This is a genomic window from Glutamicibacter uratoxydans (assembly GCF_006539925.1).
In the GTDB taxonomy this organism is placed as follows: Bacteria; Actinomycetota; Actinomycetes; order Actinomycetales; family Micrococcaceae; genus Glutamicibacter; species Glutamicibacter uratoxydans.
Genome location: NZ_BJNY01000002.1, coordinates 207,445 through 231,570, shown reverse-complemented (window position 1 = coordinate 231,570; position 24,126 = coordinate 207,445). Strand labels below are relative to the sequence as shown.

The 24,126-nt window shown below is 57.1% G+C and carries 30 protein-coding genes and 2 riboswitches; of the genes, 17 read left to right on the top strand and 13 right to left on the bottom strand.

From position 1 onward, the window contains the following. Nucleotides 1–10 precede the first annotated feature (10 nt). Nucleotides 11–1,072, top strand: a complete 1,062-nt coding sequence (locus AUR04nite_RS02880) for a 2,3-butanediol dehydrogenase (protein ID WP_141361736.1) — start codon at nucleotides 11–13, stop codon at nucleotides 1,070–1,072. Nucleotides 1,073–1,149: 77 nt separating this feature from the next. Here AUR04nite_RS02880 and AUR04nite_RS02875 read toward each other — a convergent pair whose 3' ends face one another. The 3 genes from AUR04nite_RS02875 to AUR04nite_RS02865 all read right to left on the bottom strand — a co-directional run bounded on the left by AUR04nite_RS02875 (nucleotide 1,150) and on the right by AUR04nite_RS02865 (nucleotide 3,535). Beyond that, the gene (locus AUR04nite_RS02875; protein WP_246055300.1) at nucleotides 1,150–2,325 is read right to left on the bottom strand and encodes a low temperature requirement protein A; all 1,176 of its coding nucleotides are present in this window, start codon (nucleotides 2,323–2,325) and stop codon (nucleotides 1,150–1,152) included. A 106-nt stretch (nucleotides 2,326–2,431) separates the two neighbouring features. Continuing rightward, entirely contained in the window at nucleotides 2,432–2,761 is a 330-nt protein-coding gene (locus AUR04nite_RS02870; protein WP_141361734.1) for a nuclear transport factor 2 family protein, read from the bottom strand. Between the two features lie 18 nt (nucleotides 2,762–2,779). Next, on the bottom strand, nucleotides 2,780–3,535 hold the full coding sequence (locus AUR04nite_RS02865; RefSeq protein WP_141361732.1) for an SDR family oxidoreductase: 756 nt from the start codon (nucleotides 3,533–3,535) through the stop codon (nucleotides 2,780–2,782). Nucleotides 3,536–3,603: 68 nt separating this feature from the next. Here AUR04nite_RS02865 and AUR04nite_RS02860 point away from each other — a divergent pair, with 68 nt between their 5' ends. Beyond that, nucleotides 3,604–4,287: a TetR/AcrR family transcriptional regulator gene (locus AUR04nite_RS02860; protein WP_141361730.1), complete on the top strand. Its 684-nt coding sequence runs from the start codon at nucleotides 3,604–3,606 to the stop codon at nucleotides 4,285–4,287. Between the two features lie 144 nt (nucleotides 4,288–4,431). Here the strand turns inward: AUR04nite_RS02860 and bcp are convergent, their stop codons facing one another. The 4 genes from bcp to AUR04nite_RS02840 all read right to left on the bottom strand — a co-directional run bounded on the left by bcp (nucleotide 4,432) and on the right by AUR04nite_RS02840 (nucleotide 8,198). Then, nucleotides 4,432–4,908 carry a thioredoxin-dependent thiol peroxidase gene (bcp, locus tag AUR04nite_RS02855; protein ID WP_141361728.1) on the bottom strand — a complete coding sequence of 159 codons (477 nt, stop codon included), beginning with the start codon at nucleotides 4,906–4,908 and terminating at the stop codon, nucleotides 4,432–4,434. 166 nt (nucleotides 4,909–5,074) lie between these two features. Beyond that, nucleotides 5,075–5,275: a hypothetical protein gene (locus AUR04nite_RS02850; RefSeq protein ID WP_141361726.1), complete on the bottom strand. Its 201-nt coding sequence runs from the start codon at nucleotides 5,273–5,275 to the stop codon at nucleotides 5,075–5,077. Between the two features lie 233 nt (nucleotides 5,276–5,508). Then, nucleotides 5,509–5,766, bottom strand: a complete 258-nt coding sequence (locus AUR04nite_RS02845; protein WP_141361724.1) for a DUF4235 domain-containing protein — start codon at nucleotides 5,764–5,766, stop codon at nucleotides 5,509–5,511. Further along, on the bottom strand, nucleotides 5,763–8,198 hold the full coding sequence (locus AUR04nite_RS02840) for an ATP-dependent DNA ligase (RefSeq protein WP_141361722.1): 2,436 nt from the start codon (nucleotides 8,196–8,198) through the stop codon (nucleotides 5,763–5,765). The genes AUR04nite_RS02845 and AUR04nite_RS02840 overlap by 4 nt, the downstream gene beginning before the upstream one ends. Before the next feature lie 125 nt (nucleotides 8,199–8,323). Between AUR04nite_RS02840 and ku the strand changes: the two genes are divergently transcribed. Further along, nucleotides 8,324–9,223: a non-homologous end joining protein Ku gene (gene ku, locus AUR04nite_RS02835; RefSeq protein ID WP_407646643.1), complete on the top strand. Its 900-nt coding sequence runs from the start codon at nucleotides 8,324–8,326 to the stop codon at nucleotides 9,221–9,223. Nucleotides 9,224–9,260: 37 nt separating this feature from the next. Here the strand turns inward: ku and AUR04nite_RS02830 are convergent, their stop codons facing one another. Further along, nucleotides 9,261–9,488 carry a hypothetical protein gene (locus tag AUR04nite_RS02830; RefSeq protein WP_141361720.1) on the bottom strand — a complete coding sequence of 76 codons (228 nt, stop codon included), beginning with the start codon at nucleotides 9,486–9,488 and terminating at the stop codon, nucleotides 9,261–9,263. Nucleotides 9,489–9,734: 246 nt separating this feature from the next. Here AUR04nite_RS02830 and AUR04nite_RS02825 point away from each other — a divergent pair, with 246 nt between their 5' ends. Then, the gene (locus AUR04nite_RS02825; protein ID WP_170184062.1) at nucleotides 9,735–10,811 is read left to right on the top strand and encodes a hypothetical protein; all 1,077 of its coding nucleotides are present in this window, start codon (nucleotides 9,735–9,737) and stop codon (nucleotides 10,809–10,811) included. 74 nt (nucleotides 10,812–10,885) lie between these two features. Here the strand turns inward: AUR04nite_RS02825 and AUR04nite_RS02820 are convergent, their stop codons facing one another. Further along, complete coding sequence (locus AUR04nite_RS02820) at nucleotides 10,886–11,788, bottom strand: SDR family oxidoreductase (protein ID WP_141361716.1); 903 nt, start codon at nucleotides 11,786–11,788, stop codon at nucleotides 10,886–10,888. Nucleotides 11,789–12,083: 295 nt separating this feature from the next. Here AUR04nite_RS02820 and AUR04nite_RS02815 point away from each other — a divergent pair, with 295 nt between their 5' ends. The 3 genes from AUR04nite_RS02815 to AUR04nite_RS02810 are packed head-to-tail and all read left to right on the top strand — an operon-like array spanning nucleotide 12,084 to nucleotide 12,814. Next, nucleotides 12,084–12,350 (top strand): Rho termination factor N-terminal domain-containing protein, encoded by a 267-nt coding sequence (locus AUR04nite_RS02815; protein ID WP_141361714.1) that lies wholly within the window; start codon nucleotides 12,084–12,086, stop codon nucleotides 12,348–12,350. A gap of 34 nt (nucleotides 12,351–12,384) precedes the next feature. Next, nucleotides 12,385–12,552: a hypothetical protein gene (locus tag AUR04nite_RS17835; protein WP_170184061.1), complete on the top strand. Its 168-nt coding sequence runs from the start codon at nucleotides 12,385–12,387 to the stop codon at nucleotides 12,550–12,552. Nucleotides 12,553–12,568: 16 nt separating this feature from the next. Next, entirely contained in the window at nucleotides 12,569–12,814 is a 246-nt protein-coding gene (locus AUR04nite_RS02810; protein ID WP_141361712.1) for a hypothetical protein, read from the top strand. 112 nt (nucleotides 12,815–12,926) lie between these two features. Here AUR04nite_RS02810 and AUR04nite_RS02805 read toward each other — a convergent pair whose 3' ends face one another. Then, complete coding sequence (locus AUR04nite_RS02805) at nucleotides 12,927–13,343, bottom strand: CBS domain-containing protein (protein WP_141361709.1); 417 nt, start codon at nucleotides 13,341–13,343, stop codon at nucleotides 12,927–12,929. Between the two features lie 208 nt (nucleotides 13,344–13,551). Here AUR04nite_RS02805 and AUR04nite_RS02800 point away from each other — a divergent pair, with 208 nt between their 5' ends. Genes AUR04nite_RS02800 through AUR04nite_RS02780 form a run of 5 tightly spaced genes read left to right on the top strand, consistent with a single transcriptional unit; the run spans nucleotide 13,552 to nucleotide 16,804 of the window. Further along, on the top strand, nucleotides 13,552–13,776 hold the full coding sequence (locus AUR04nite_RS02800; RefSeq protein WP_141361708.1) for a hypothetical protein: 225 nt from the start codon (nucleotides 13,552–13,554) through the stop codon (nucleotides 13,774–13,776). A gap of 38 nt (nucleotides 13,777–13,814) precedes the next feature. After that, nucleotides 13,815–14,021 carry a hypothetical protein gene (locus tag AUR04nite_RS02795; RefSeq protein ID WP_141361706.1) on the top strand — a complete coding sequence of 69 codons (207 nt, stop codon included), beginning with the start codon at nucleotides 13,815–13,817 and terminating at the stop codon, nucleotides 14,019–14,021. A gap of 39 nt (nucleotides 14,022–14,060) precedes the next feature. Continuing rightward, on the top strand, nucleotides 14,061–14,621 hold the full coding sequence (locus AUR04nite_RS02790) for a cysteine hydrolase family protein (RefSeq protein WP_246055325.1): 561 nt from the start codon (nucleotides 14,061–14,063) through the stop codon (nucleotides 14,619–14,621). 35 nt (nucleotides 14,622–14,656) lie between these two features. Further along, a complete protein-coding gene (locus tag AUR04nite_RS02785) occupies nucleotides 14,657–14,980 on the top strand; it encodes a hypothetical protein (protein WP_141361702.1) in 324 nt (107 codons plus the stop codon). A 9-nt stretch (nucleotides 14,981–14,989) separates the two neighbouring features. Beyond that, entirely contained in the window at nucleotides 14,990–16,804 is a 1,815-nt protein-coding gene (locus AUR04nite_RS02780) for a thiamine pyrophosphate-requiring protein (RefSeq protein WP_141361700.1), read from the top strand. A gap of 44 nt (nucleotides 16,805–16,848) precedes the next feature. On the opposite strand, the gene AUR04nite_RS02775 is transcribed toward AUR04nite_RS02780, so the two are convergent. From AUR04nite_RS02775 to AUR04nite_RS02765, 3 genes are read right to left on the bottom strand one after another with little or no spacing between them, the layout of a single operon-like run. Next, on the bottom strand, nucleotides 16,849–18,171 hold the full coding sequence (locus AUR04nite_RS02775; protein ID WP_141361698.1) for an APC family permease: 1,323 nt from the start codon (nucleotides 18,169–18,171) through the stop codon (nucleotides 16,849–16,851). Further along, nucleotides 18,168–18,623: a DUF421 domain-containing protein gene (locus tag AUR04nite_RS02770; protein ID WP_141361696.1), complete on the bottom strand. Its 456-nt coding sequence runs from the start codon at nucleotides 18,621–18,623 to the stop codon at nucleotides 18,168–18,170. Before AUR04nite_RS02770 ends, AUR04nite_RS02775 begins: the two co-directional genes overlap by 4 nt. Further along, nucleotides 18,623–19,159 (bottom strand): hypothetical protein, encoded by a 537-nt coding sequence (locus tag AUR04nite_RS02765; protein WP_141361694.1) that lies wholly within the window; start codon nucleotides 19,157–19,159, stop codon nucleotides 18,623–18,625. The genes AUR04nite_RS02770 and AUR04nite_RS02765 overlap by 1 nt, the downstream gene beginning before the upstream one ends. A 317-nt stretch (nucleotides 19,160–19,476) precedes the next feature. On the opposite strand from AUR04nite_RS02765, the gene AUR04nite_RS17830 reads away from it, so the two are divergent. The 5 genes from AUR04nite_RS17830 (at nucleotide 19,477) to AUR04nite_RS02745 (ending at nucleotide 23,908) form a co-directional block, all read left to right on the top strand. Further along, the gene (locus AUR04nite_RS17830; protein WP_170184060.1) at nucleotides 19,477–19,821 is read left to right on the top strand and encodes a hypothetical protein; all 345 of its coding nucleotides are present in this window, start codon (nucleotides 19,477–19,479) and stop codon (nucleotides 19,819–19,821) included. Between the two features lie 728 nt (nucleotides 19,822–20,549). Continuing rightward, nucleotides 20,550–20,711 carry a hypothetical protein gene (locus AUR04nite_RS17825; RefSeq protein WP_170184059.1) on the top strand — a complete coding sequence of 54 codons (162 nt, stop codon included), beginning with the start codon at nucleotides 20,550–20,552 and terminating at the stop codon, nucleotides 20,709–20,711. Between the two features lie 122 nt (nucleotides 20,712–20,833). Beyond that, nucleotides 20,834–21,922 (top strand): carboxylate-amine ligase, encoded by a 1,089-nt coding sequence (locus AUR04nite_RS02755; protein ID WP_141361690.1) that lies wholly within the window; start codon nucleotides 20,834–20,836, stop codon nucleotides 21,920–21,922. A gap of 351 nt (nucleotides 21,923–22,273) precedes the next feature. Beyond that, nucleotides 22,274–22,933 (top strand): 4a-hydroxytetrahydrobiopterin dehydratase, encoded by a 660-nt coding sequence (locus AUR04nite_RS02750; protein ID WP_141361688.1) that lies wholly within the window; start codon nucleotides 22,274–22,276, stop codon nucleotides 22,931–22,933. 69 nt (nucleotides 22,934–23,002) lie between these two features. Next, nucleotides 23,003–23,117, top strand: a riboswitch (SAM riboswitch). An 89-nt stretch (nucleotides 23,118–23,206) separates the two neighbouring features. Then, nucleotides 23,207–23,318, top strand: a riboswitch (SAM riboswitch). A gap of 41 nt (nucleotides 23,319–23,359) precedes the next feature. Next, nucleotides 23,360–23,908, top strand: coding sequence for a hypothetical protein (locus AUR04nite_RS02745; protein WP_141361686.1), 549 nt, complete (start codon nucleotides 23,360–23,362; stop codon nucleotides 23,906–23,908). The last annotated feature ends 218 nt before the right edge of the window (nucleotides 23,909–24,126 follow it).

Sequence of the window (24,126 nt, the reverse complement as noted above, 5' to 3'; positions counted from 1 at the left end):
AGGAGCTTCCATGAGAGCAGCACGTTTTTACGACCAAAAAGACATCCGCATCGAGGATATCGACGAACCGGTCCTGCAGCCGGGGACCGGGGCCATCGACGTTGCCTGGTGCGGCATCTGCGGAACCGACCTGCACGAGTACCTCGAAGGGCCGATCTTCGTCCCGCCGGCTGGCCATCCGCACCCGATCTCCGGGGAGAGCGCGCCGGTGACCCTGGGCCATGAATTCTCCGGCACCATCACCGCCCTGGGCGAGGGCGTCACCGACCTGGAGGTTGGAGAGAACGTCGTGGTGGAGCCCTACATCATCGCAGACGACGTGGACACCAGTCAGGGCCAGCCCTACCACCTGTCAAAGGACATGAACTTCATCGGCCTGGGCGGGCGCGGCGGCGGGCTTTCGGAGAAGATCGTCGTCCAGCGCCGCTGGGTGCACCCGATCGGCGAGATCCCGCTGGATGAGGCGGCGCTGATCGAGCCGCTGTCGGTGGGCCACCACGCTTTTGTGCGCTCCGGAGCCAAGGCGGGACAGGTGGCCATCGTCGGCGGCGCCGGCCCCATCGGGCTGCTGACCGCGGCGGTGCTCAAGGCTGAAGGCCTGACCGTCTACATCTCCGAGCTTTCCGAGGCCCGCAAGGCCAAGGCCCGGGAAACCGGAGTGGCCGACCAGGTCTTCGACCCGCGCGAGGGCGACGTGGCTGATAAGGTCCGAGAATTGACCGGCGGACGCGGCGCGGACGTCGGCTTCGAATGCTCCTCGGTGCCGGTAGTGCTGGACATGCTGCTTGATGCGGTGCGCCCTGCAGGAACCATCGTCAACGTCTCGATCTGGGGCCACAAGCCGCAGGTGGATATGCCAAAGCTGGTGCTCAAGGAGATCGACCTGCGCGGCACTATCGGCTACGCCTCCGACCATCCGGACACCATCGAGCTGGTGCGCAGCGGCAAGATCGACTTGTCCAAGTTCATCACCGGGCGCATTGGTTTGGACGAGCTGATTTCCCAGGGCTTCGACCAGCTGATCAACAACAATGAGCACCATGTGAAGATCATCGTGGACCCGCGGGCCTAGCAGTCCTTTTGCGGTTCTGCAGTGAAGCCGGCCCTTGCCTAGTGCGAGGTCCGGCTTCACTGCACTCGGGCTGCTGTCTAATTCGGTGCGGCGCTGAGGTGTTTTGCCTTGTCGATTTCCAGGACCACAACGCAGATAACAGTTCCGAGCGCCGTGAACGCCACCGGAAGTATGGACGCCAGGGGCATTCCCAGCAGAATTACGCACACGCCGGTGAAGAAACCGATGTTCCCTGCACGGGAGAGTTCACTTCGAAGAACCAGCAGCCAAATGCCGATGACGAAAACTGCCACGGGAAGGGTGAGCGTCGCTGCGGCAAGAGCCCCTGTGGTCTTTGATTCTCCTGCCGCCTGGTCGATGGCCACCTCGATTCCCACCGAGAAGGCGCCGGCGGCGGCGAAGATGAGGTAGTGGAAGTAGCCGTAGGTGAGCGAGGTGCGCAGCGAGGTAATCAGCGTGTGGTGCTCGCGCGAGAAGTAGATCCACCACATCCCGGCGGCAGTCACCAGCCCGGAGCCGGCAATCATCAGCAAGAGATTGATGTTCTGGGTGGTGTGCAGGCTTTCCACTACAGCGTTCGCTGAGGCAAGGATCGATTCGCCCAACAGGATCAGGGTGAACAGCCCATAGCGCTCGGTGATGTGGTGTGTATTCCAGGGCGTGGCACGGTGGGATTCGGCCCAGACCGGCACAGCGATCTCTGCGATGACCAGGACGAAGAATCCGATGAACCCTGCCGTCTCGGGCAGGAAAAGCCGCGCTATCCAGGCCGCCTGGACGATGGCGATTCCCAGCGCATAGCGAATTGCGGTGGTGCGCAGTTCGGGATTGTTTGCGGCTGCGCGAATCCACTGCGAGACAAGCGCCAGTCGCATGATGACGTATCCGATGGTGATCATCGTGAAGTCATGGTCTTCCATGGCCGCGGCGGCTCCGGAAGCCAGGACAAGGACACCGGTCATCTGGACGAAGGTGAGGATTCTGTAGAGCCAGTCGTCGGTGTCGAAAGATGTTGCGAACCAGGTGAAGTTCATCCACGACCACCAGATCGCGAAGAACACCATGAGGTAGCCCAGAAGCCCGCTGCCAAGATGGCCTTCGACTGACATGTGGTGAAACTGAACCGAGGAGAAGGAGACTGCAACGACGAAGACCAGGTCGAAAAACAGTTCCAGTGGGCTGGCGGCGCGGTGCTGCTCTTCGGGATTTCGAGGTCGCATCGGCGAGAGATAGCCGGTTCGCGGGTTCTTCATGGCAGGAGCCTTCTTTTTCTATGTGAAACGGTTGGAGCGGGCCAACGGGCTGCGGCATCCGGAATTCAATATGCATTCGGATGCCGCAGCCCGCAAGAGAAAATTGTCAGCCTTCGCGGATGGTCATTTTGTCGAGTTTCCCGCCGCTGGTCTCGAAAGTGAACTTGGATAGTCCATTGGCGTAATTGGACTTCCAGTCACCGACGACGATGATCTGCCCGTTCTCGTCCGAGGCGCTATGGATCTCCAGCGTTCCGCGGGCGCCGATGAATTCCCTGTCACTCCATGCCTTGATTTCCTTGCGTCCGGTGAACGTCCGGCCCCAGTCGTCCACTGCTCCTTCGGCGGTGAAGGCATCGAGGAAGCCCTGTTCATCGTGCGCGTTGACTGCTTCCCAGAAGGAAGCCACCGGCTCGGGGAGGGAAATGCTGCTCATGATTGTTCTCCTTTGGTTCTATCGGGTGGTGTAGCCGCCGTTGGCAAAGATGGTCTGGCCGGTAATCCACCAGCCGTCGGTGGCGAGGAATGAAACGATCGGCGCGATGTCCTCGATCTTGGTCAGTTCGCCGCCCAGTGCCTGGGACTTGTGGAACGCAACTCGCTCAGGGGTTTCCTGTCCGTAGAAGAACGGGGTGTCCATGGGGCCCGGTGCGATGGCAGTGACCGAAATCCCGCGGCCTGCAAATTCCTTGGCGGCTGCGCGGGTGAAGTGCTCCACAGGGCTCTTGCCTCCGGCATAGGTCGAGTAGCCGTCGGTGAAGGCTGCGAGCAGGGAAGTCACGATGGTGATGATCTTGCCGCCGTCGTTGAGGCGGAGGCCTGCTTCCTTGATGAAGAAGTACGCAGCCTTGCTGTTGATGTCGAACATCGAGTCGTATTCCTCTTCCGAGGTTTCGACGATCGGCTTGCGCAGCACCTTGCCGACGGTGTTCACCGCGACGTCAATCTTGCCAAGCGCCGCTTCGGCGTCTGCGAAGAGCTGCTCGACTGCTTGGGGCTTGGTCAGGTCTCCGGTGAGGATGACTCCGCGGACTCCTGCGGCTTGGACCGCGGCCAAAGTTTCTTCGGCCTGCGGGAGCGTGGATTGGGAGTTGTAGTGGATTGCGACATTTGCTCCGGCCTCGGCGGCCTGGCGGCTGATCAGCCCGCCCAGGTTCTTGGCTCCTGCTGCAACGAGGACATTCTTGCCTTTGAGGGTGTGGGTGCTCAATGCTTGCTCCTTCTCGCTATGACACCAATACAAGGTTATGTATCGGTGATATGGGCTACTATAGCAGTATGACAGAAGATGGTCGAGGTGATACACGAACTCGGATTTTGGAGGTCGCGGCGCAGATGATTGCCGCGGAACCCGGCGAGGATGTGTCGCTGCGCGCGATTTGCGCGGAAGTCGGCGTCAAAATGCCCACCCTGTACCACTTCTTCGGCAACAAACAGGGGCTGCTGGAAGCGGTAGTAGAGCGAGGGTTCGACCTTTATCTGGCCAAGAAGGAATCCCATGAAAGCTCCGGGGATCCGATCCAGGATCTTCGGGATGGGTGGGATGCCCATGTTGCCTTCGGCGTGGCAAACCCGGGATTCTACACGCTGATGTACGGCAAGATCCGTCCGGGATATTCACCAGCTGCGCAGTCGCGGCCTAGCGAAATCCTCCGAAGCTTGACAGACAAAGCTGAGGCGCAGGGCCGCTTGGTGGTCGCTTCGGAGCAGGCCGCCGCGCACATCCTTGCGACGAACATCGGGGTGACGCTGCGGATGATTATTCTTGCTCAAGAGGATTGGGAATTATCGAATGCGACCCGTGATGGCGTGATCGCAGCGATCACCGGAACCTCTGCGGCTGATTCGCAAAGGTCGGTTATTCATCAGGTGCTGGAATATGCCAACTCGCGGCCCGAAGTACTCGGACTTGAGGAGACGGCAATGCTCTCGGCTTGGCTGCGCAGGCTATCTGAAGCCTAAAGGAATGCGCGTCATGCCGGCGGTGAAAAGGACTTGTATGGAGCTCTCACTGCGAGGCTGCCCGTGGAATGCAAAAAGTCCCCGGAGCTTCAGCATCAGCTGAAATCTCCGGGGACGATTTAGGGAAAGAATGCTGGGTCTAGATTAGACGCCCAGGGTCTCGCGCAGGCGGGCAACGTGGCCCTTGGCGTCGACGCCGTACTCGACGTGGCTGATCTTGCCTTCGGTGTCGATGACAGCGGTGGAGCGCAGGGTGCCCACGATGGTCTTCTCGCCAATGGTCTTTTCGCCGAAGGAGCCGTAGGCCTTGGCTACCTGGTTCTCCGGATCTGAAAGCAGTGGGAAGTTCAGCGACTCGTCCTCAGCGAACTTTGCGATCTCTTCTGGGCTGTCTGGGGAGATGCCCAGAACCGAGTAGCCTGCTCCGCGCAGCGAGTTCAGGTTGTCGCGGAAGTCGCATGCCTCAGTGGTGCAACCTGGGGTTGCAGCCTTTGGGTAGAAGTACACGATGACGTTCTTGCCGGCGAAGTCGCCCAGGGAAACGGTCTCGTTGTCAGCGGTGTTCAGCGAGAAAGCTGGTGCTTCCTGGCCGACGGTCAATGGAGTTGAGTACTCGGACATGTCGTCAACTTTCGTATAGCGGTATTTTCTTTTCATTCTAGAACGAGTTGATGGTGTTCGCTAGCGATGGGCAGAAAGAAGACGATTCTCGGTTGGGAGATGAAGAATTAAAACGAGATGATGCTGGAGCCGTGCGGCTCCAGCATCATCTATGGAATGCGGGTGATCAGTCATTTTGATGGCTGTGCTCTCCGCCCCGCACCTTGGCCTCGTGAGGCTGCGCTTCGGCACCCTTCTTGCCAGCCTTGCTGGGATCGGCGCTGTTTTCTTCACCGAAACTTCCGGTGCTGGCCTCGCCGCCCTTGCGGGCTTGCTCCTCGGTGTCAGAGCGATTGCCAAACTGTCCCGGGTTGTTCTGATCTGCCATGGTCGTGCTCCCTTCTTGACTGCTCCCGGCCTCTCCGGGAATGCACTTTCGACGCTACGGCCATGGTTCCAGAGCTCCAAGGAGGCCCCGCAATGAACGATCAAAGAGCAAGATTCAGGTAAGGAGCTGTTGAGGGAAGCACAGATCCTAGACCGTTGTGCTACAGTGCCGCGCACAGAAAAACGCGTCCCGTGGGACAGGATCTCAGCATTGTTTTGGACGTTCTGCGAGCCTCAACGAGACGCCGCCTTCGCCTCGAGCTTTCTGGTCCAACGCTTCGTCAGCGCCTGGATTACTGATGCGCTCGCACCGGAAATCACCGCAAAAGCGAGCACTTTGCCGACCGCTTCTTCATTCTGAGCGGAGGGGTTGCCGAGCGACGGGGGAGTATCACCGGTGCTCTTCTTCCAGATCCCGCTGACCAGCTTCGCACCCGCCCAGCCTGCGGCAAGGGATAGGGCCATGCTGAAAATTTTGACGAGCAGTTTCATTGATTCTCCTTTGATGGTTGTTCCCAGCGGACTTCCGCTGGTTCCTTGTCTTCGCGCCAGCCACGCCACACCGGATGGCGCAGGTGCCGGTCGCTGGTAAGTTCTGAATATTGGACTTCGGCCACATATTTCGGGGTCACCCAGTGAACATCTCTCAAGAACCGCGGAGGTATGCCGCGCACCGGTGGAGTTTTCCTCTCGATCTTCTCCAACCGATGCCTTATCTCCGACAACTCGGCGGTTGAAAATCCGGTCCCAACACGGCCAACGAATTCCAGCTCGCCTTCCTGGGGAACGGCGAGCAGCAAGGACCCGATGCTTTGGCGGCGTTCTCCATTCCCCTTGCGCCAGCCGATGACGATGACTTCTTGATGCAGGTGGTGCTTCAGCTTGATCCAGCTTTCAGAACGCCGCCCCGCCTCATAATTGCTGTCCGTAGTTTTCGCGACGATGCCCTCTAAATCCAGTTCGAGGCTGCGCTGCAGTGCCTTATCGAGAGAACCGGAAAACGACTCAGGAATTTTGATGTGTTTTCCTTCGCGAACCGACGCGCGTAGCTTTCGCCGCCGCGTGAGGTAGGGCTGGTCCATCAGGTTTTCATGATGCCCTTTCCCGTTCTTGCCTTTTTCAAGCACCTGGAGAGCGTCGAAGAGCATCAGGCGGAGGGGAATCTTTTCCGCGTCGCGGCGCGCCTTCTTCCGCTCATGGGAGATCCGCTGCTGCAGGCGGGAAAAGCTGGGACGCCCCTGGGCATCGAGAGCAACGATTTCTCCATCAAGAATGCTCCCGTCACCGGCCAGCTCCGCTAGTTCCTGAAGCTCCGGGAAGTCCTTTTCCAGGTGTTTTCCGTTGCGGCTGTACAAGACAACCTGCCCATCATGGACCATCGCAATGGCACGATATCCATCCCACTTCATTTCAAACTGCCAGTCATCCTCTTCAGCCAGATCCTCGCGGGTGCCGAGCTGGGCAAGCATCGGCTTCGGAGGCTCGGCGATCGGAGCGGGGCGCGTTTCCGCAACTCCCTGCGGCTGATCCTTGGTCAGCTGAAGCAGCCAGTTATTCTTTTCTCCCATGCCGTGGGCGTGAACCAAGACGTAGCGCCGCGGCACACCCCCGAGCCCGCCATCGGGTGCGCCGGTCAGCACCGCAATAACTTCTTGGCCATCACGCCACTTTTCAATGACGCAGGTTCCCGAATCCCAGATCTTGACTTCTCCAGCACCATACTGGCCCTTGGGGATCGTTCCCTCGAAGCCGCCATAGGACAGCGGATGATCCTCTGTCATGACAGCCAAGCGCTGGACGCCTGTATCCAGCGGAGGCCCTTTGGGGACTGCCCACGAGACAAACACCCCGTCATGTTCCAACCGGAAATCCCAATGCAGGGCCCGGGCATGATGCTCCTGGATGACAAAGCTGGATTCCTTCACTGAGCGCCTAGGAGTTTTTCCCGACACGGCTTCACTAGGTACAGGTTCCGGGGTCGCCGAGGCATCGCGTTTGGCACGATAGAGCGCCAGCTTGTCCTGCTCTTGCCGGTAGCTGGCCGCCAAGTCTGCGAGCGGATCTATTCCCTCGTCGAGGCGGTCGAGTACCGCGCGATAGTCCAACTGCGCCAGGTCCTCAGCTTCCAGCTCTTTCCACGTCCGTGGGGCGGCTACCGTCGGGTGGAGCTTGCCGCGCAGCGAGTATGGAGCAACCGTTGTTTTCGAGCCGTTGTTTTGGCTCCAGTCGACCAGCACTTTTCCTTCGCGCAGCGAACGCCTCATATTCGCCACGATCAGGTCGGGATGTTCATGTTCTAGAGATCGGGCAAGTTCCTTGGCTACCTCGTTGACCTCGTCTGAGGTAGAAGTTCCATCAAGAGCCGCATAAAGGTGGATCCCCTTGGAGCCGGAAGTCACCGGGTAAACCTCCAGACCCATGCCGTGAAGGATCTCCCTGCAGAGGAACGCTGCTTCCACACAGTGTTTGAGCTCGGCTCCGGGTCCGGGGTCGAGATCCAACACCATCCGGTCTGGATTCTGCTGCTTGAGCGAAGCATCGAAACGCCATTGGGGTACGTGGAGCTCCAAGGCCGCCATCTGGCCAGCCCAAGCCAGCGCTGCTTCGTCGTTGATCAGCGGATAGGTATTGGTATGCGTTTGGTGCTGGATCTTGGCGCGGGGGAGCCAGTCTGGGGCCGAGTCTTCAAGGTCTTTGCGGAAAAACACCTGGCCCGGATTTTCTGCTGTGCCTACGCCATTGACCCACCGCTTTCGGGTCGCCGGGCGCCACGCTGTATGAGGCAGCAGTGCAGGAGCGGCGCGCACGAGGTAGTCAAGCACCTCTCCTTTGGTGGTTCCCGTTTCCGGATACATCACCTTGTCGAGGTTGCTGACCTTCAACGTCTGCCCGGCGACGTTAACTTGTTGTTCTTTCTTTGCCATGAGGATCCTCGCTTTGCCGTTAACGGCAAATGTTCCTTGGCCACCTGCCGAAAGCTACAGTTCCTAGCGAGCTTTGCGATTAATCCAGCAGGGACCTTGGCAGGCGCTGGAAGAAACGAAAGATCATGTCGTCAACCGACAATTGGTGTTTCACTGTCGGCATGAGAGCTATATGGACTGGATCAATTGCCTTTGGACTTGTGAACGTTCCGGTGAAAGCCTATGGAGCTACCGAGGACCACGACATCGAGCTGCACCAAGTTCATGCCAAGGACGGCGGACGGATCAAATACCAGCGTCGCTGCGAGGTCTGTGGCAAAAAGATTGCCTATAAGAATATCGACAAGGCCTACCAGGACGGCGACCGCACGATTGTGCTGACGGGTGCAGATCTGGATGCGCTGCCTGCCGAAAAGAGCCGCGAAATCGAAGTCCTCCAGTTCGTCCCAGCAGAGCAGATCGACCCGCTGATGCTCGAGAAGAGCTACTACCTGCAACCTGATTCCAAGTCTCCCAAGGCTTACGAACTGCTGCGCAGGACCTTGGAGCAAACGGAAAAAGTTGCGGTAGTCCGATTTGCCCTGCGCCAGAAAACACGGCTCGGGGTGCTGCGGGTACGCTCCAAAACCATGGTGGTTCAGGCCGTGATGTGGGCCGATGAGCTCAGGGACGCAGCATTTGCCGCCCCGGAGAAAACAGCGCGCATCAGCAAACAAGAACTGGCCATGTCAGCCGCGTTGGTGGAGCAATACAGCAGCGACTTTACCCCAGAAGACTTTGACGACGACTATCAGAAACAGCTCCGCCAGCTCATCGAAGCGAAGATTGAGCAGGGGGACGACATTGATACCGAAGCCACCTTCGGCAAGGAGAGCACGGAAGAGCCTGGTGAGGTCGTGAACCTGATGGATGCGCTGAAGCGCAGCATTGCAGACCGCGGCACCCGCCAAGGCAAGTCGAAACAAACAGCGGATACGAAGAAGCGGAACGCGAAAAAGCGCTCTCCTAAGAAGAAGAGCGCTTGATCCTAACTAGGACTGCGTAGCAGCCGGTGCCACGAGCTCAGTCCGTATTGAACTGCGAAGTTTCTTCGCTATCAGGATCTTTTGCTTTCGCCTTGTCCTTTTTGATCTGCTGTTCTGACTTCTCGTCCTCCAACTGGTCTTCTTCAGGGATCTTGACCTTGCGTGGGTCAGGCACCCGCGACGGGTCCACCTCTGGATCTGCCGGCTCTTTCATGGGATCCACGGGAGTTTGCAGTTTGTCTTCGGCATGTTTTGAGTAGTCCATGACCTGCCTCTTTTCTCTTGCAATGAACACGAAGCCTGATGCCACCGAGGGTGGCACGCTGTGCAGCGTGGAGCAACCCCCTTAGTGGCATCGTTTTGTCATTTGACCTAAACCCCGGAATCACGCGGATATCTGGGCTTTGTTTGCATCACAACCCTGAATAATCGCTGGGCCTTCGGCCCCCGAATCCGATGCCAGCCATAGGCTGGCACGACAGGGAATCAATGTAGTTGGCGAGGTAGGGCAGTGGACGATAAAGAACCGGAAGTCCGCACCGTGGGTCTCATCGCAGATCCAGGTCTTGCACATTCCTTCGCGGATAGTGTTTGCCGGTATCTAGAGAAGAGGCTCAATAAACTTGATGAGTATGCCTACTCATGGCAAGTCACCGCCGACCCGTTAACGCTCCCGTTGCATGAATCCGGGCGCGTGAACCTTGACGACCATATTCCAGGGCTCCGTACAAAGCACGGATGGGACTACATCATCTACCTCACCGACGGGCCCCACTATGAACAAAACCAGCCAGTGCGATCGGTGATCAACAAGGCACAGACCTCGGCTACCCTGAGCATTCCCAGCCTGGGGATTGCAACGCCAGGATCGGTGGCAAAAGCGCTGGTGGAAATCGTGCGTGAACTTGCCACGGGAGATCCGCCGCGGTCCAGTGCTTTTGAACGGGCCTTCAGCATGCGCGGCAGGAAAAATGACGGAGACGAATCATCCAAGATCAATAGCATTGAGGGGCTGCGCGCGCGGCTATGGCTCATCATTGGAATGATTCGAAGCAACCGTCCCTGGAAGCTCGTGCCGCAGCTGTCCTCCGCCATGGCCGGAGCCGCTGCCACGGGCGCCTTCGGCGTGTTTTATACAAGCATCTGGTCCATGGCCGACTACCTTTCGAATGCACGCCTTACCCTCATAACCATCAGCAGCATCACGATGTTGAGCCTATGGCTGCTTTTCCACAATCAGCTGTGGGAGAAGCCTGAAGGGTACCGCCGGCGTGAACGAAAAGTCGTGTACAACGTTGCCACCGTGTTGACAGTGGCTCTGGCGGCAACAGCGATGTATGTTCTCTTGTTCCTTGCGCTGTTTGCCGCGGCTCTGGTGGTCATTGACCAGGAGTATCTGTCGACGCAGCTGGGCCATGAAGTGAGCATGCAAGAATACCTCAACCTTGCATGGCTTGCCGCCTCGCTGGGCACGCTGGGCGGCGCCATTGGCTCAAGCTTCGACGATGTGGAACTTGTCCAGCGCGCAACGTTCAGCCAACGTGAATTTGAACGACGGAATCTGCGCATGAATGAGGATGCCGAATAGCAGCACCTGCGCCGCAAAGATGTTGCGGCACTCGGTGCAGGCAGACACCGGGCGCCGCAACACTGGCCTTCAGCCTATGGCTGGTTCTTGCCGCCATTGACGTGCACAGTAGAGCCGACCACGTAGCTGGCTTCGTCGCTGGCCAAGAACACGTACGCCGGGGCGACTTCTACAGGCTGCCCGGCCCGTCCAAGCCAAGTGTCATGCCCGAATTTGGGCAGAGCTTCAATCGGCTGTCCTTCAGAAGGCTGCAACGGGGTCCAAATTGGCCCAGGTGCCACGGCGTTGACTCGGATACCGCGGGGCGCAGCCTGTTCAGCCAGGGCTTTGGTGAAATTGCTGATGGCGGCTTTCGTCGCTGCGTAGTCCATCAGGTGTGCCGAGGGTTCGAAAGCCTGGATCGACGTCGTGTTGATGATCGAACCGCCCTGGCCTATCACCTTGAGCGCGGCACGGCTCAGGGCAAACATGGCAAAGATATTCACGTCGAACGTCGCTTCAACCTGTGAATCTGGAAGTTCGTCCAATGACTCAACGGAAATTTGCTTTCCCGCATTATTGACGAGGATATCCAGTCCGCCTAGGGCAGCTGCGGCCTCATCGACCAACCCGTCGCGGTACCCTCGATCGCGGAGATCACCGGGGAAGCGATGAACCTGGACTCCCGCATTTTCGAGAACCGATTCGATATTCTCCGCATCCCGGTCCTCAACAGGCAGATGCGCCAGGGCCACGTCGGCGCCTTCGCGGGCGAAGGCAATTGCCACGGCGGCGCCGATTCCCGAGTCGCCTCCGGTGATTAACGCGCGTTTGCCTTCCAGCCTTCCACGCCCTTCGTAGCTGCTTTCGCCGTGGTCTGCCAAGGGGGTCATCTCCGCGTCGAGGCCAGGTTCGGGCTGCTGCTGCTTGGGAGGACTGATGCGCTCCTTCCCAGCGCGATCGGTGGACGACGATTCATTCTTTGGATGATCAAGCATGGGATTCCTTCCATATCGCTGCGGGGTGCTGAAAATCCGCACAGACAGTGCGGGGAAGCAAGATGGTGCCAGTCTTCGACGATCCTGAGCAGATCAACACTCTGAGGCCACGTTCACGAGCTTTCCTCCAGTCAATGTTCGGTGGGATTCCAGTTTCCGGAGCTTCGATGCAAGTTGTGCTAGCGCCGAAGTCTGAGTCTTCGCGCAAAGGTTGACGGTGTGCTGTCAACCTGTAGCGGCTCTCGCTACCGTGGGTGGCATCGAACCAGCAGCACATCGTTGTGGAGGAGGCACCATGGCCAAAAAGACAGACAACCGCATCAAGGACGAAGAACTCTATGAGGAGCTTCGCGAAGAAGGCAACTCCAAGCAGAAGTCGGCCCGGATCGCCAACGCCGCCGCGCGCGACGGCCGATCCAAGGTTGGAAAGCGCGGAGGCAAAGCCGGCAGCTACGAAGACTGGAGCAAGCACGAGCTCTTGGAGCGGGCCAAAGAAATCGGAATCAACGGAAGATCCAGAATGAACAAGAACGAGCTCATTGACGCATTGCGCAACTCATAGGCGCAGTACCGAAAACGAAAGGAGCCAGGACAACATGGGCGATCGAAAGAAGCATGACGAAACGGCGCGGACTACGGAACCTGACCAGTCCGAGGCTGCGCATGAACAAGCCGAAGGCGAAGACGTAGCCCGGCAGGGAGAATACGATCGCCATGGCGGCCACGTACCCGATGAGGACGAAGAGAGATTCGACGCAGGATAACTAAGCGAGGGAAAACATGACTTACGAAAACACTCCGGCCCCGCGCAGGAGGCCGGGCTTGTGGCTAGTTCTCATCGGTGCCGTCGTTGCGATCGTTTTCGCTGTCCTGGCGTTGACAATCTCATCTGAGAGTACGGCAGGCCCCTTCTGGATTGTCGTCGGCTGGGCTGGACTAGTCTTCCTCTTTGGGCTGTACCGGATGATCCGTGGACGGAGCAGCTTGGACCATCGCCGCGGCGGTACCGATGCCGGAGGCCGATGAACCAGCTGCTAAGGAAGTTTCCGGCCTGCGCATCAAGAACTTTGGCTGTCACCGTTGCCGGTGACAGCCAAAGTTTTTTTATGAAGTTATGCATCGTGCTGGATCCCGGCTCCTAAGGTTCAGATACGCCGGAGACCAGATGGCCAGTGTCGTTCTCATCTGAGTACCTGGCAATATCGGCCTGGGCCAACATCCCCACGAGCTTGTGCCCGTCGATGACAGGCAGCCGGCGCACCTGGTGCTGTTGCATGGTGCTGATGGCTTCTTCGATGGAATCGTCGGCGCCGATGGTCACTGGCTTGCCTTGGGCGTAGTCAGCCACCTTGGTGCTTGAAGTGACCACTCCGTCAGCCACGCAGTTGAGCACGATATCCCGGTCGGTGATGGTTCCGGCCAGACGGTTGTCCTTGCCGCAGATCGGCAACATGCCAACGTCGAGGTCCTTCATCAGCTGTGCGGCGAGCTGGATCGAGTCCTGCTCATTGACGCATTTTGCTGGTGAAGTCATCAGTTCACGTGCTGTAGCCATGGTTCTGCTCCTTTCGAATTGTTGTGGTTGGGACAATTTCCACGCTGGTCGAGGGGACAAAAAGAAACAAGGATTGCCAGCCTCCTTCAAGGCTTGAGGCCGGGAAACCTTAAAGCTGGCTCTTAACCGTGTACGTCTTAAAGAAAGCACTGTTACGTGGAAGAAGAAGGATGAAACGACTCACCAGAACTCTTCGGAAGGAATGATCATGGGCTTTCTAGATAAAGCTAAAGAAGCCATCAGCAATGCGGCCGAGCGCATCAAGGACCCTGACGGAACCATTGTGGAAGACACATGGCCGGCGGGTGAAGATCCAGAACCCGGAGACACCAAATATGCGCAGGAGGATTCGTCGACCACTAAGCCGGTGCAAGACGCCGACCCTGAATTGGATGCCTCGCTTGAAGACCAATACGACGAGGAAGACGACTGACCTGCTATTGATCCACCGCTGAGCAAAGGAGAACGACAATGGCAACCTGTAGCACCTGTGGCAATGAAACCGAGCGGCCACTGGAATTGGCCTATGACGGGCGTGCAGGAAAGTACGACAGTTTTGAATGCGCCATCCATGACTTGGCAGAGCGCTGCGCCCACTGCGATTGCACGATCATCGGCCATCCGGTCTATGCCGGCGGCGCTGCCTACTGCTGCGAGCACTGTTCTGGGATCAGCTGAATCATGCCTGACCCGGGTCTTCTGCGCTTTCCGGCGTTGGTGCTCATCGACCTCCAGGAAGGATTCTTTGAAACTCCAGCCCTGGCACGGGAGCGAAAACGCTTGGTAGCCAATTGCAACTGGCTGATCGGAGCCGCCCGCGCGACAGCCATTCCTGTCATCAATGTGCGCACGGTGCATAAAAAGGACAAGTCCACGTGGACGCTGAAAATGCTCGAAGACGGCCAAGGGTACCTGTTTGAAAACACCGAGCAGGCGGCGAACCTGGAAGAGCTTGACTTGGAAGGCAGCATCGAAGTGGTCAAGCGGCGAGACAGCGCTTTCTGGAACACCGAAATGCTCACCGTGCTGCTGCGCCACAGGGTCAGCTCGCTGATTCTGGCCGGAGTCTCATCGGAAACATGTGTTTCTGCAACCGCGACGGATGCCTTCGCCGCCAATCTCAGAGTGGTGCTGGCTTGCGACGCATTGGCCTCAGAGGATGAAAAGTTCGAGGACGTGACGCTGAAATTTCTCGAAAGCCAGTACCGGCAAAAGCTGCGAAAGACCAAGGAGGTGGTTGCAGAACTATTCACGGCAAACGGCCAAGTCCTCGATTGAATCTGAGCAGTGGGAAGCGAATAGGAGAGTCCAAGATGAGCCTGAACAATGAAGAATTTGAGAATGTCCGCCGCGACAGGGATGAAGACGAACCATTGGACGGCCGGGACAGCCAGCCCGGCGAAGGCACGTCAGATGACGTGCGATCCCTTGAAACAGATGACCCATTGCGCGGCGGCTCAGCGGTTCTTGAGGAGAACGACAGGGATCCGCTGGGCTTGAATCCCGAAACCTTGCAATTGGAACCGCTCGATGAACAGCGCAGCATCTATGACGTCGACTCGGAAGATGATCCGGGAATCGATGCTGAACGCGGCGCCGGTTCTCCCGACCGCCGTGAATCGCCGGACACAGAATAGGAGCTTGACATGGCGTTGCTCGTCTCCGACCACATGGTCTCTCGCCTCAAAGACTGGGGAGTATCACGGATATTCGGCTATAGCGGCGATGGGATTAACACCTTTCTCTCGGCTGTCAGACGCGGCGGTATTCCTTTTGTCCAGGCACGTCATGAAGAAGCGGCAGGCTTCATGGCAGTAGCCCACAGCAAGTTTTCCGTGGGGCAGTTTGGCTTGGAAGCCCGGAAGCCCGCCGCCGACTTGGGCGTCGTGGTCAGCACCCAGGGACCGGGAGCTGTTCATCTGCTCAATGCGCTCTACGATGCAAAACTGGATTCAGTGCCTGTACTGGCAATTGTTGGACAACAGAACAGACCTGCGCTGGGCAGCGACTACCAACAGGAAATTGATCTGGAAGCGCTCTTCGCTGACGTAGCCTGTTACCGGGAAGAAGTTGCCACACCTGTCCAACTGCGCCCCGTGATGGACAGGGCCATCCGAAGCGCCTTGGCGAAGTCTGGGCCGGCGGTCGTCATCGTTCCGCATGACGTGCAGCAGATGGGCATGGATGAGCCCGACGGAACCCATGCCCAAATGCCGACGGCCGCGCAGTGGCAGCCCCCGCGTACAATTCCTTCCGACCCTGAGATCAAGGAAGCCGCCGCGCTCTTGGACTCGTCTAGGCGAATAGCCTTTCTTGTCGGGCAGGGGGCACGGCATGCGCAAGAAGAAGTAGAACGGCTGGCCCGCCATGTGGATGCCGCAGTGGTGACGAGCCTTCTGGGAAAGCCGTACATCGATGAATCATCGCCGATGTCCGCCGGAGTGATGGGCCATCTGGGGACGACGGCAAGCGCGGCAGTGCTCAACGAATGCGATGCCCTGCTGATCATCGGCTCGAACGATCCATGGACGGAGTTTTACCCGCCGCCGGGCCAGGCACGGGCAGTGCAGATCGATATTTCCGCCTCGCGCCTAGGAAACCGCTATCCGATCGAGGTCGGTTTGGCAGGAGAAGCGGCTGCCACCCTGCGGGAACTGCGGGCAAATTTGGCTGGGGCACCAGGGCATCGAAGGGCTTGGCGCGAACAAGTTCAGCACCACGTGGCGAACTGGCATCAGCTGCGTCGAGAACGGGCAGCGGTGCCCATGAACGGCGTTAACCCGGAGGCGCTGGTTGCAGAATTGTCAGCGCAATTGCCCGAACAAGCGCAGATTGCCCTGGATGTTGGCAGCTGTGTGTATTGGTATGCCCGGCAGCTGTCGGTGCCGCCCAAAGCTTCGGCGCACCTGTGTAGCACTTTAGCCAGCATGGGTGCCGGCGTACCCTATGGGCTGGCCGCCAAGCTGCTGCATCCGGATCGACCGGCCATTGTCTTGGCCGGCGACGGCGGAATGCAGATGTCTGGAATTGCGGAGCTGATCACCGTGGCGGATCGATGGCGGCAGTGGGAAGATCCTCGGTTCGTAGTCTGCGTGTTGGCGAACAAGGATCTTGCTGAGGTGAGCTGGGAGCAACGTGAAACCGAAGGGGACCCGCGCTTTCAACAGAGCCAGCAGCTGCCGCACTTTTCATATGCCCAGTACGCAAAGATGTTGGGCCTCGCCGGCATTGAGGTCCAGCCTGGCGAAGATCTGGAGGATTTATGGCGCTTAGCGTTGTCAGAACGCCGTCCGGTGGTGCTGGAGGTGCATACCGATCCGAATACGCCGTTGCTGCCTCCGCGAGCGAGCGATAAGCAGCTTGAATCGATGATGTCAGGACTGCGGGAAGAGGACAACGCCGAAGGTCTGGACCTCCTGCAGAAATATGTCGATCTGGAGCGCAGGATCGCAGGAGCGTAGTTGAGCACCTCGCCTGGCCTGCGCGTGAAGCAGCTGCGAGCCGGTCATCGCATAATTGACCGCCGGTGGCGCGCCGTGGAGAAAAAGCGCGTACCAACGTACAGAAGCACGCCTATGACGATGAGCAGGCCTGCACGGAGCCAGATTCCCGCGTCCTGCTGCGACATCAGCAGAAGACAGGAAGCCAACCCCAGATAGGGGATGGGCGGCGCCACCTTGAAGTGCTGGTGCTTCACCTTGTCCCTGCGTAAAACTATCGCCGCGAGGTTGGTGCTGAAGAAGACAAACAGCAGCAACAGGACCACGGTCTTTGCCAGCGTTGCGAGATCTCCGGTGAGCGTCAGCGCCATGGCCACAAGGGTCGTAGCGAGAATGGCAACCCACGGGGTGCCCCGCTTGGGGAGCACCCTTCCCAGCGCCGCAGGCAACAGGCCCTGTTCGGCCATTCCGTACGCCAGCCTGCTGGACATGATCATCGTCAACAACGCGCCGTTGGCCACTGCTATCAAAGCGACAAGGCTGAAGAGCCAGTCGGGCACCGCAAAACCCGTTGCGGCGACAACATCAAGGAGCGGGCTGGAAGAGCCGGCAAGATCATTCGTATCTATTGCAATGGATGAAAGGACACCGAGCAGAAGGTAGATGATGCCAGCGGTGAGCAAAGCGGCGAATAATGCCCGGGGATAAATCCGCGGAGTATCAATCACTTCTTCGGCAACGTTGGCCGAGACTTCAAAACCAACGAAGGAGTAGTAGGCCAGCAGAGATCCAGCCAGGATCGCAGAGGCCGGCGTGGCATCTTCGGGAAAATCTCCCAGCCGCGAGACCTCTCCGTTGCCTGTTCCCACGAACAGGGCCGCCGCGACAATCACCAGCAGCAGGCCGGTGAGCTCTACGGATGTCATGGCCACGTTCGCCTGTACAGATTCCTTGATGCCGCGCGCATTGAGCAGCGCCACCAAAGCTAAAAAGGCCAACGCCACCACAATGGTGGGTGCATCGAAAAACGTGGAGAGATAATCACCGGCGAAGGCAATGCTCAGACCTGCCGCACTGGTAACTCCAGCAGCAAGCATGCAGAAGCCAACCAGGAACGAGACAAGCGGCGATCTGAAGGCGCGCTCTGCGAAAATTGCCGTTCCGCCAGCCTTGGGATATTTACTGACGAGTTCTGCGTAGGAGGCCGCAGTGAGCATCGACAGCACTAAGGCGACGAACAAGGGAGCCCAGATGGCCCCACCGGATTCTGCTGCGATCTCGCCGACCAACGCGTATATTCCGGCGCCCAAAACATCGCCGAGGATGAAGAGATACAGCAGCGGCCCGGTGATTTTCCGTTTGAGCTTTCCCTCGGGTTCCACACTCATGATGTTGTTTCCGCTTCATGGGTGAAAAATGATACTTTGCCGTTGGCTTCCAGAATTGCAAGGCGAATTGAGCTATATTCTTCAATTCCAGCTTGCCGGGCGAGCATGCTCAGCTCGTCTAGGCCGATGCGTTCGTGATGCAGCGCTTTGCGATCAAGCTGTCCGTCTCTGATCAAGACGATTGGGCGGCCCTGGGTCAGCTTTCCGAGCTTTGGCCACAATACATTGAAGTAGGCAAGAAGCACTGCCATCGAAATCATGGTGAGTACGGCCAGGAGATTTCCGGTGAGAGAGCGATCCTCCATGGTGATTCCCTGCTGCACCAAATCACCGAGGACTACGAAGAGCACTAGCTCAAAGGAACTGAGTTCTCCGAGGGTCGACCGTCCGGCGGCCCGTGTCACTAGCCAGAGAACAACAAAAGCGATGGCTGCTCTGATGACTATTTCCATTATGGGATCCTCCATGTGGCGATTGAAATATTGTGTTTCGCCGAGCCTGACTGAACTTGGAGAGTTCCTGGAGTGTAGATATCCCATTGGTCGGAGGCTCGCCCAGTTACGCGAACGACCGTCTTGGTCGCATCATTTGGCACCGAAATAGTGAAGGACAATGCCCCGTCACCATTAGCGGTCTGTGAGTCAGGGTCGGGAAAGACTGCAAGATCCTCGAAGAACTTCAAGTATTCTTCGGACAGCTGCACCGTTAGTTCTTTGGAAAGCGGCTTTTCGGACGAGACCCGAATTTCGAGTTCAACCTCATTACCTGCTCTAGCAATGCTTTGATAGTCAACTTCGACTCTTTGACCGGAGATCCCATGCGTTTTCGTCGATTCGCGGTCGAAAAGGCCGCAGAGTGCTGCAACGATCAAGCAGGCAACGAAGGCAAGAGTCACCATGCTCATCATTCGACGCTTTTTATTCTGCCCTTCTGAAATAACGTCTTTCAGCGTGGAGTTCGAAACATCTGCATCGAAAATGGTTCGCATGGAATCTCCTTAGCCTTTGCTAGAACGCGAGTCTGGAGGTTTCTGGGCTTGCAGGACGGGCCGAACCTCACCGATACAGTTCGGGTGCTCTTTCCGTTGACAACCCCGGAGAGCAAAGAATCAAAGTGAGCAACAGGTCCTGACATCGTTGATCTTCCATAGGGACAGAGGTTGCCGTTTCACTCGCGTAGGTCGCTCTTTGCCTTGCTGCATCAGCGTAATGGTGCGGTGCGTACGGCACACGACACGAAGGCTTCGTGGCGGAGTCTGGGGGCGCAGAATCCGCCACGAAGCGCTTGCTAGTTGACTAGTGTTCGATGGTAGCTCGTACGCACAAGATCATCGGGGATACGAAGCTCTGGAATGAAGTGGGCGACAGCACTGTGCTTCCAGTACTTGATGCGAAAAGTCATTCCGCCGCCTACTGCTACATCCCGGATGAAATCGTCAATGCGATAGCCAGGGGCAAACAAATCTACGCAGTAGAGATTCTCGTTTGGCTCGGACACATGTATGAACATGAGCTTTCCGGATCGCTGTTCCAGCATCGCAACGAGTACCGGCTGTCCATGCAAGGAAACAAGACCCATTACATCGTCGAGCAGTTCATGTTCAGCAGCCATGACAATGGGCATCCCGGGGCGCCAATTGTATTGGCATAGGTACTCGCGACCCTCGCGTGTTCCTAATAGTTGGGCTACCCTCTGTGCTGTGTTGCTTCTTGCGTATCGTCCGGGCATGGGTCTACCTCCACTTGTTCGCAACCTTCGGAAAATTTCGTTCAGCCACGGTATGTCAAAGACAGAAAAACCAGAATCGTCACTGAATTGACATGGCCGCAGAGTGTCCAATCAGCTTAGAAATCTGGGAAGTGCAAGGGAAGAGCGTTGAGGGAACTCACACGCTCTTTCCTTTCGGAACTGTTTATAGGCTCCACAGTCGGCCAAATTCCGAAGAATTCGGTATGCACAAGAATTACTCTTCAATGTCTGAGCATCGTCTTTCGACAAGAGAGAGCATGTCAAAAGCGAAATTGTATTACTCGAGGCTATCGAATGAGTCTTAAATAATGCGGGTCGCATGACAGTGTCGTCCGGCATTCTAGGTGTTTCTTGTACAAAGCAACAGGGCTCATGTTTTCTCGCTGTTCTGGATAGTTGTCTTCCGGTATTCGCAAGGATGTGGCTCATTGTCATGCTCTAGGAAGCCCAAGCTTGAAGAACGATGAGAATCAGTTTTGTCCTTGATTTCGAATCTGTACCGTCCAAGGCATGCAGAGCGCGCTGCTCGCCCAGGGAGCTGGTTGAACAGAGTCTGCGGGCACGTTTCGCATGAACTGAATTGGAGTCAATCTTGTGAGTTGGAGACAACCCGAAAGGAATGAGTCGTAATGAGCAAAGAACCTTCACCAGAGATCAACGAACAATCCTCCGCTAGGGAGGCAACGGGTCACTTGCCAAACACGAGCAACAATCCCCTAACCGAGGAAGAGCTTCTTCGCGAGCAAGAGGCGGAGTCATTTCCAGCTTCGGATCCACCGGCCAATTACTAGCACTTGAGATCTGTGGGATGTCGAACTAAGCGGCGGCAATCGATGCTGCTGTCTGGAGAGTTGAAATGCAAGAGCAACTGAGCCCTGCCTAAATAATTGGGCGCCAAATTGTAAGGACTTCAATGGAGCGAACGTTCGGCCTTGAGGAAGAGTACTTTTTCGTAGATAGGGAGAGCTACCTTCCGACGCCAATCCCTGCATCGCTTCGGCGTGAACTGTCGGCGATGCACGTTCTTGGAACGAGCGTTCAAACTGAACTGTTGGAGTGCCAACTTGAAGTGGTCACAGACGTGTTTCTGCGTCGGGGTGATGCGCTTGAAGCACTAGTGGAACGCCGGCAGAAAATCGATGCAGTCTGTCGCAAGGTCGGCTATCTGCTGCTTGCAGTTGGGACACCAGTAATGCTTCCAACTCAGATAACGGTGACCGATTCTGGTAGGTATGATCAGATCCACCATTTTGTTCCAGGAATAGTCCGCGAACACTATATTAATGGGCTCCATATTCATCTAGGGATACCTGATGATTTAGCTGGAATTAGGGTGATGAATGGTTTAAGGATATGGTTGCCTAAGTTGGCCGCAATAACCGCCAATTCTCCACTGTGGGACGGCCAGTTGTCAGGATTTGAATCATGGCGCACGGTGCATTATCGTCGGTGGTCGGTTATCGGGATTCCTCCGTTTTTTGCAAATGTCGGCGACTACAGAACTCATCGCCATGATCTTCTCGCTTCAGCGGCTCTCTTGGACAGCGGGCATATTGGATGGGCGGTGCGGCTATCCGAACATCATCCAACTGTTGAAGTCCGTGTTGCTGATTCGCAAATGACTGCTGGCGAATCAGTAGCTTTTGCACTTCTTGTGAGAGCAATCGCCGATACGATCTTGGAAAATCACCAGCAGGTTTTTGTGCCACACGAGGAGTTGTTGAACCTCAGCCTGTGGCAGGCGGCGAAGTCCGGACTTGCAGGGCCCCACTTTGACAGCTTGACTGGACGCCTGCTGGACGCGGCGGAGATTGTTTCTTCACTGCTCCAATTTGCTGGCCCGAAACTGGATTTCTACGGTGATTTCGATTTTGTGCAGACATATCTTACTTTCTGGCAGAGGCAGGGAAACGGTGCGCAACGACAACGTCTAAGTTGGGACAATGGAGGTGCAGTTTGTGTTGTAGAGGAGTCGGCGAAGAGATTTGCTTTTGAAGGATAACTGACGAATGCAACGGGGCTGGGTAGCGGAGATGCTTCGCCCGGTTGTACAGCTATAACCTAAACCAAATTGGTTGTTTCACGACTCTGCTCTGCGGAGATCAAAGAATTGCTATACATTCCATTTTGCGGTGTTCTTGTTGTGCAATCTGTGAAAAATCGTTGTCCTTAGGTGATTTCTCGAGGAAAGCTTGCGTGCTGATAAATCGTCCATTCGATTGGTTTGCTAGGGGAGTTGTGGAAATTGGCGCAACCTCGGATGCACTGCAAAATATGAAACCTACGAATTGCTTTTAAACTGTTGAACGATAACCCTTGATGCTGAGACTCTGATGGTGAAAGGAGTCCACTCATGCCGTCTAATGATGTGATCACACAAGAAGCGCTGAACGTCTACCTCAAAGACCTGCCGGACTGGCGGGAGGTTCCAGGCGCTATTGCCGCGGTTTATGAAACGAAGGGATCGGCGGAAGCCATCGAGCTCTTCAGCGACATCGCAGGAGCCGCCGAAATGGACAACCACCACCCGGATGTCGATTGGCGTTACAACCTGATCTTTGTCACTACAACCTCGCATGATGTCGGTGGGCAGATCACCGCGCGAGACATTGCTTTGGCAAGCAAGATTTCCGAACGGGCGAATGCCCTGGGTGCCACAGCGCGGACAGACCTTGTCGGCGTCGTGGAGGTTTGCATCGACACCGACAATCCTGAGGCCATCGCCTCGCAGTGGGCTGCGGGACTCGGATACAAGTTCCTCACCGACGGCAGCCTTGCAGATCCCAACCGCCGAGGCCCGGCCATATGGTTCCAAGGAACTGATACACCCAACGACAACCGCCTGCACCTGGATGTTTGGGTCCCTGACTCAGAGAGCCAGCCGATCCTGGCTGCTCTGGAAGCTTCGGGCGTCAACGCGCAGGCCGACAATGCTCCCGCCTTCACTGTTATCACCGACAGCCAGGGAAACAGATTCTGCATCTGCACCGAAGCCGGGCGCTGGCCTGAATAGGCGGCGGGAACTATGGCCTGTCATTGAACGAGCTAAATTGTCGGAGCGTGGGATTAGTCTGGACAACAAGCTCATAGAATCACGGCGCTAAGTACCTGGCTGGCCGTGTGGCAACCCTCCTCATCGAGCGGGGTGCCCCAGGGGAAGAGTCGGCCCGAACAAAAGCCTCGGGCAAGTCGGTGGATTCCACGGCGTATGCTGTTCGGAATTCCCTCAAGTGAAGGGGAATCTTTTGCAATCATACTGCGCGAATACGCCATCGTTGATGGCGTAGTTCCCGAGTCGCGGCGTTAAGTACCTGGCTGGCCGCGCAGCAACCTGCCTCCATTGGGCAAGGTGCTCCAGGGGAAGAACAGGGCTGTCTTCGGGCAGCTAATACCAATGGCCACACCAAGGTGTGCGCCCTGAATGTATTCAGGAGTCGGCATGAGCTACGAGATCATTAACTGCCCAGAAGTCGAACCAGAAGGGGCGCCGCTAGAACGCCTGTGGCAGAGTGTTCTGATGGACTACCCGTATTACGAGGGTGTGAGCATTGCCCAATCTGCATTTGTGCAAGCCGCTCGGGCTCAGAGCTTTGCTGCGGGCCACCTGGGCAAAGAGAGCGCCGAGCATCAGTCATACGTCAGCCGATGGATTGCAGCGGGATTCACTCCAGAGTTGTATCTGGCGGTCAGCCAGTCAGTTAGAAGTGCTGCTGAGTGGGCCCGTAAGCGCTGTAAGGATGCAGATGATCTTCTGCGTCTGGAAGAGCGCATGCATTGGCTGGGGGTTCTTTCTCCTAATCCTCGGGCGGGAAAGAAGTACAGCCGCTTTGACAGGGACGCTGCGGGAAAGCCGAGACTTATCGAAGAGCAGTATCCGGACTTTATCGTTCAACTGGTTCCGGAAGCCTGGGCTGATTTTCCGAGAAGGCTTCAATTTCATCGCCCGAGTGCGGCGCTGCAGCGGCATATTTACGGCGACGAGGTTTAAGGCCGTCTATGGCTAGTTAGCATCGGTGCAGGAGTGTGGCTGCCTGCCAACTCAGGCAGGTAGCTGCGGCCTTAATCACTGATTGGCAAAAATCAATCGCAAGGATGACTTCTCTTGTCGGTGGATGACGTTAGACTAGCTATCGCTCTTGCATCGCCGTGCCTTTAAAACGAGGGTCTGCAGCGTTTGCAAGTCCGATGCTAGCGAGGACTATCCAC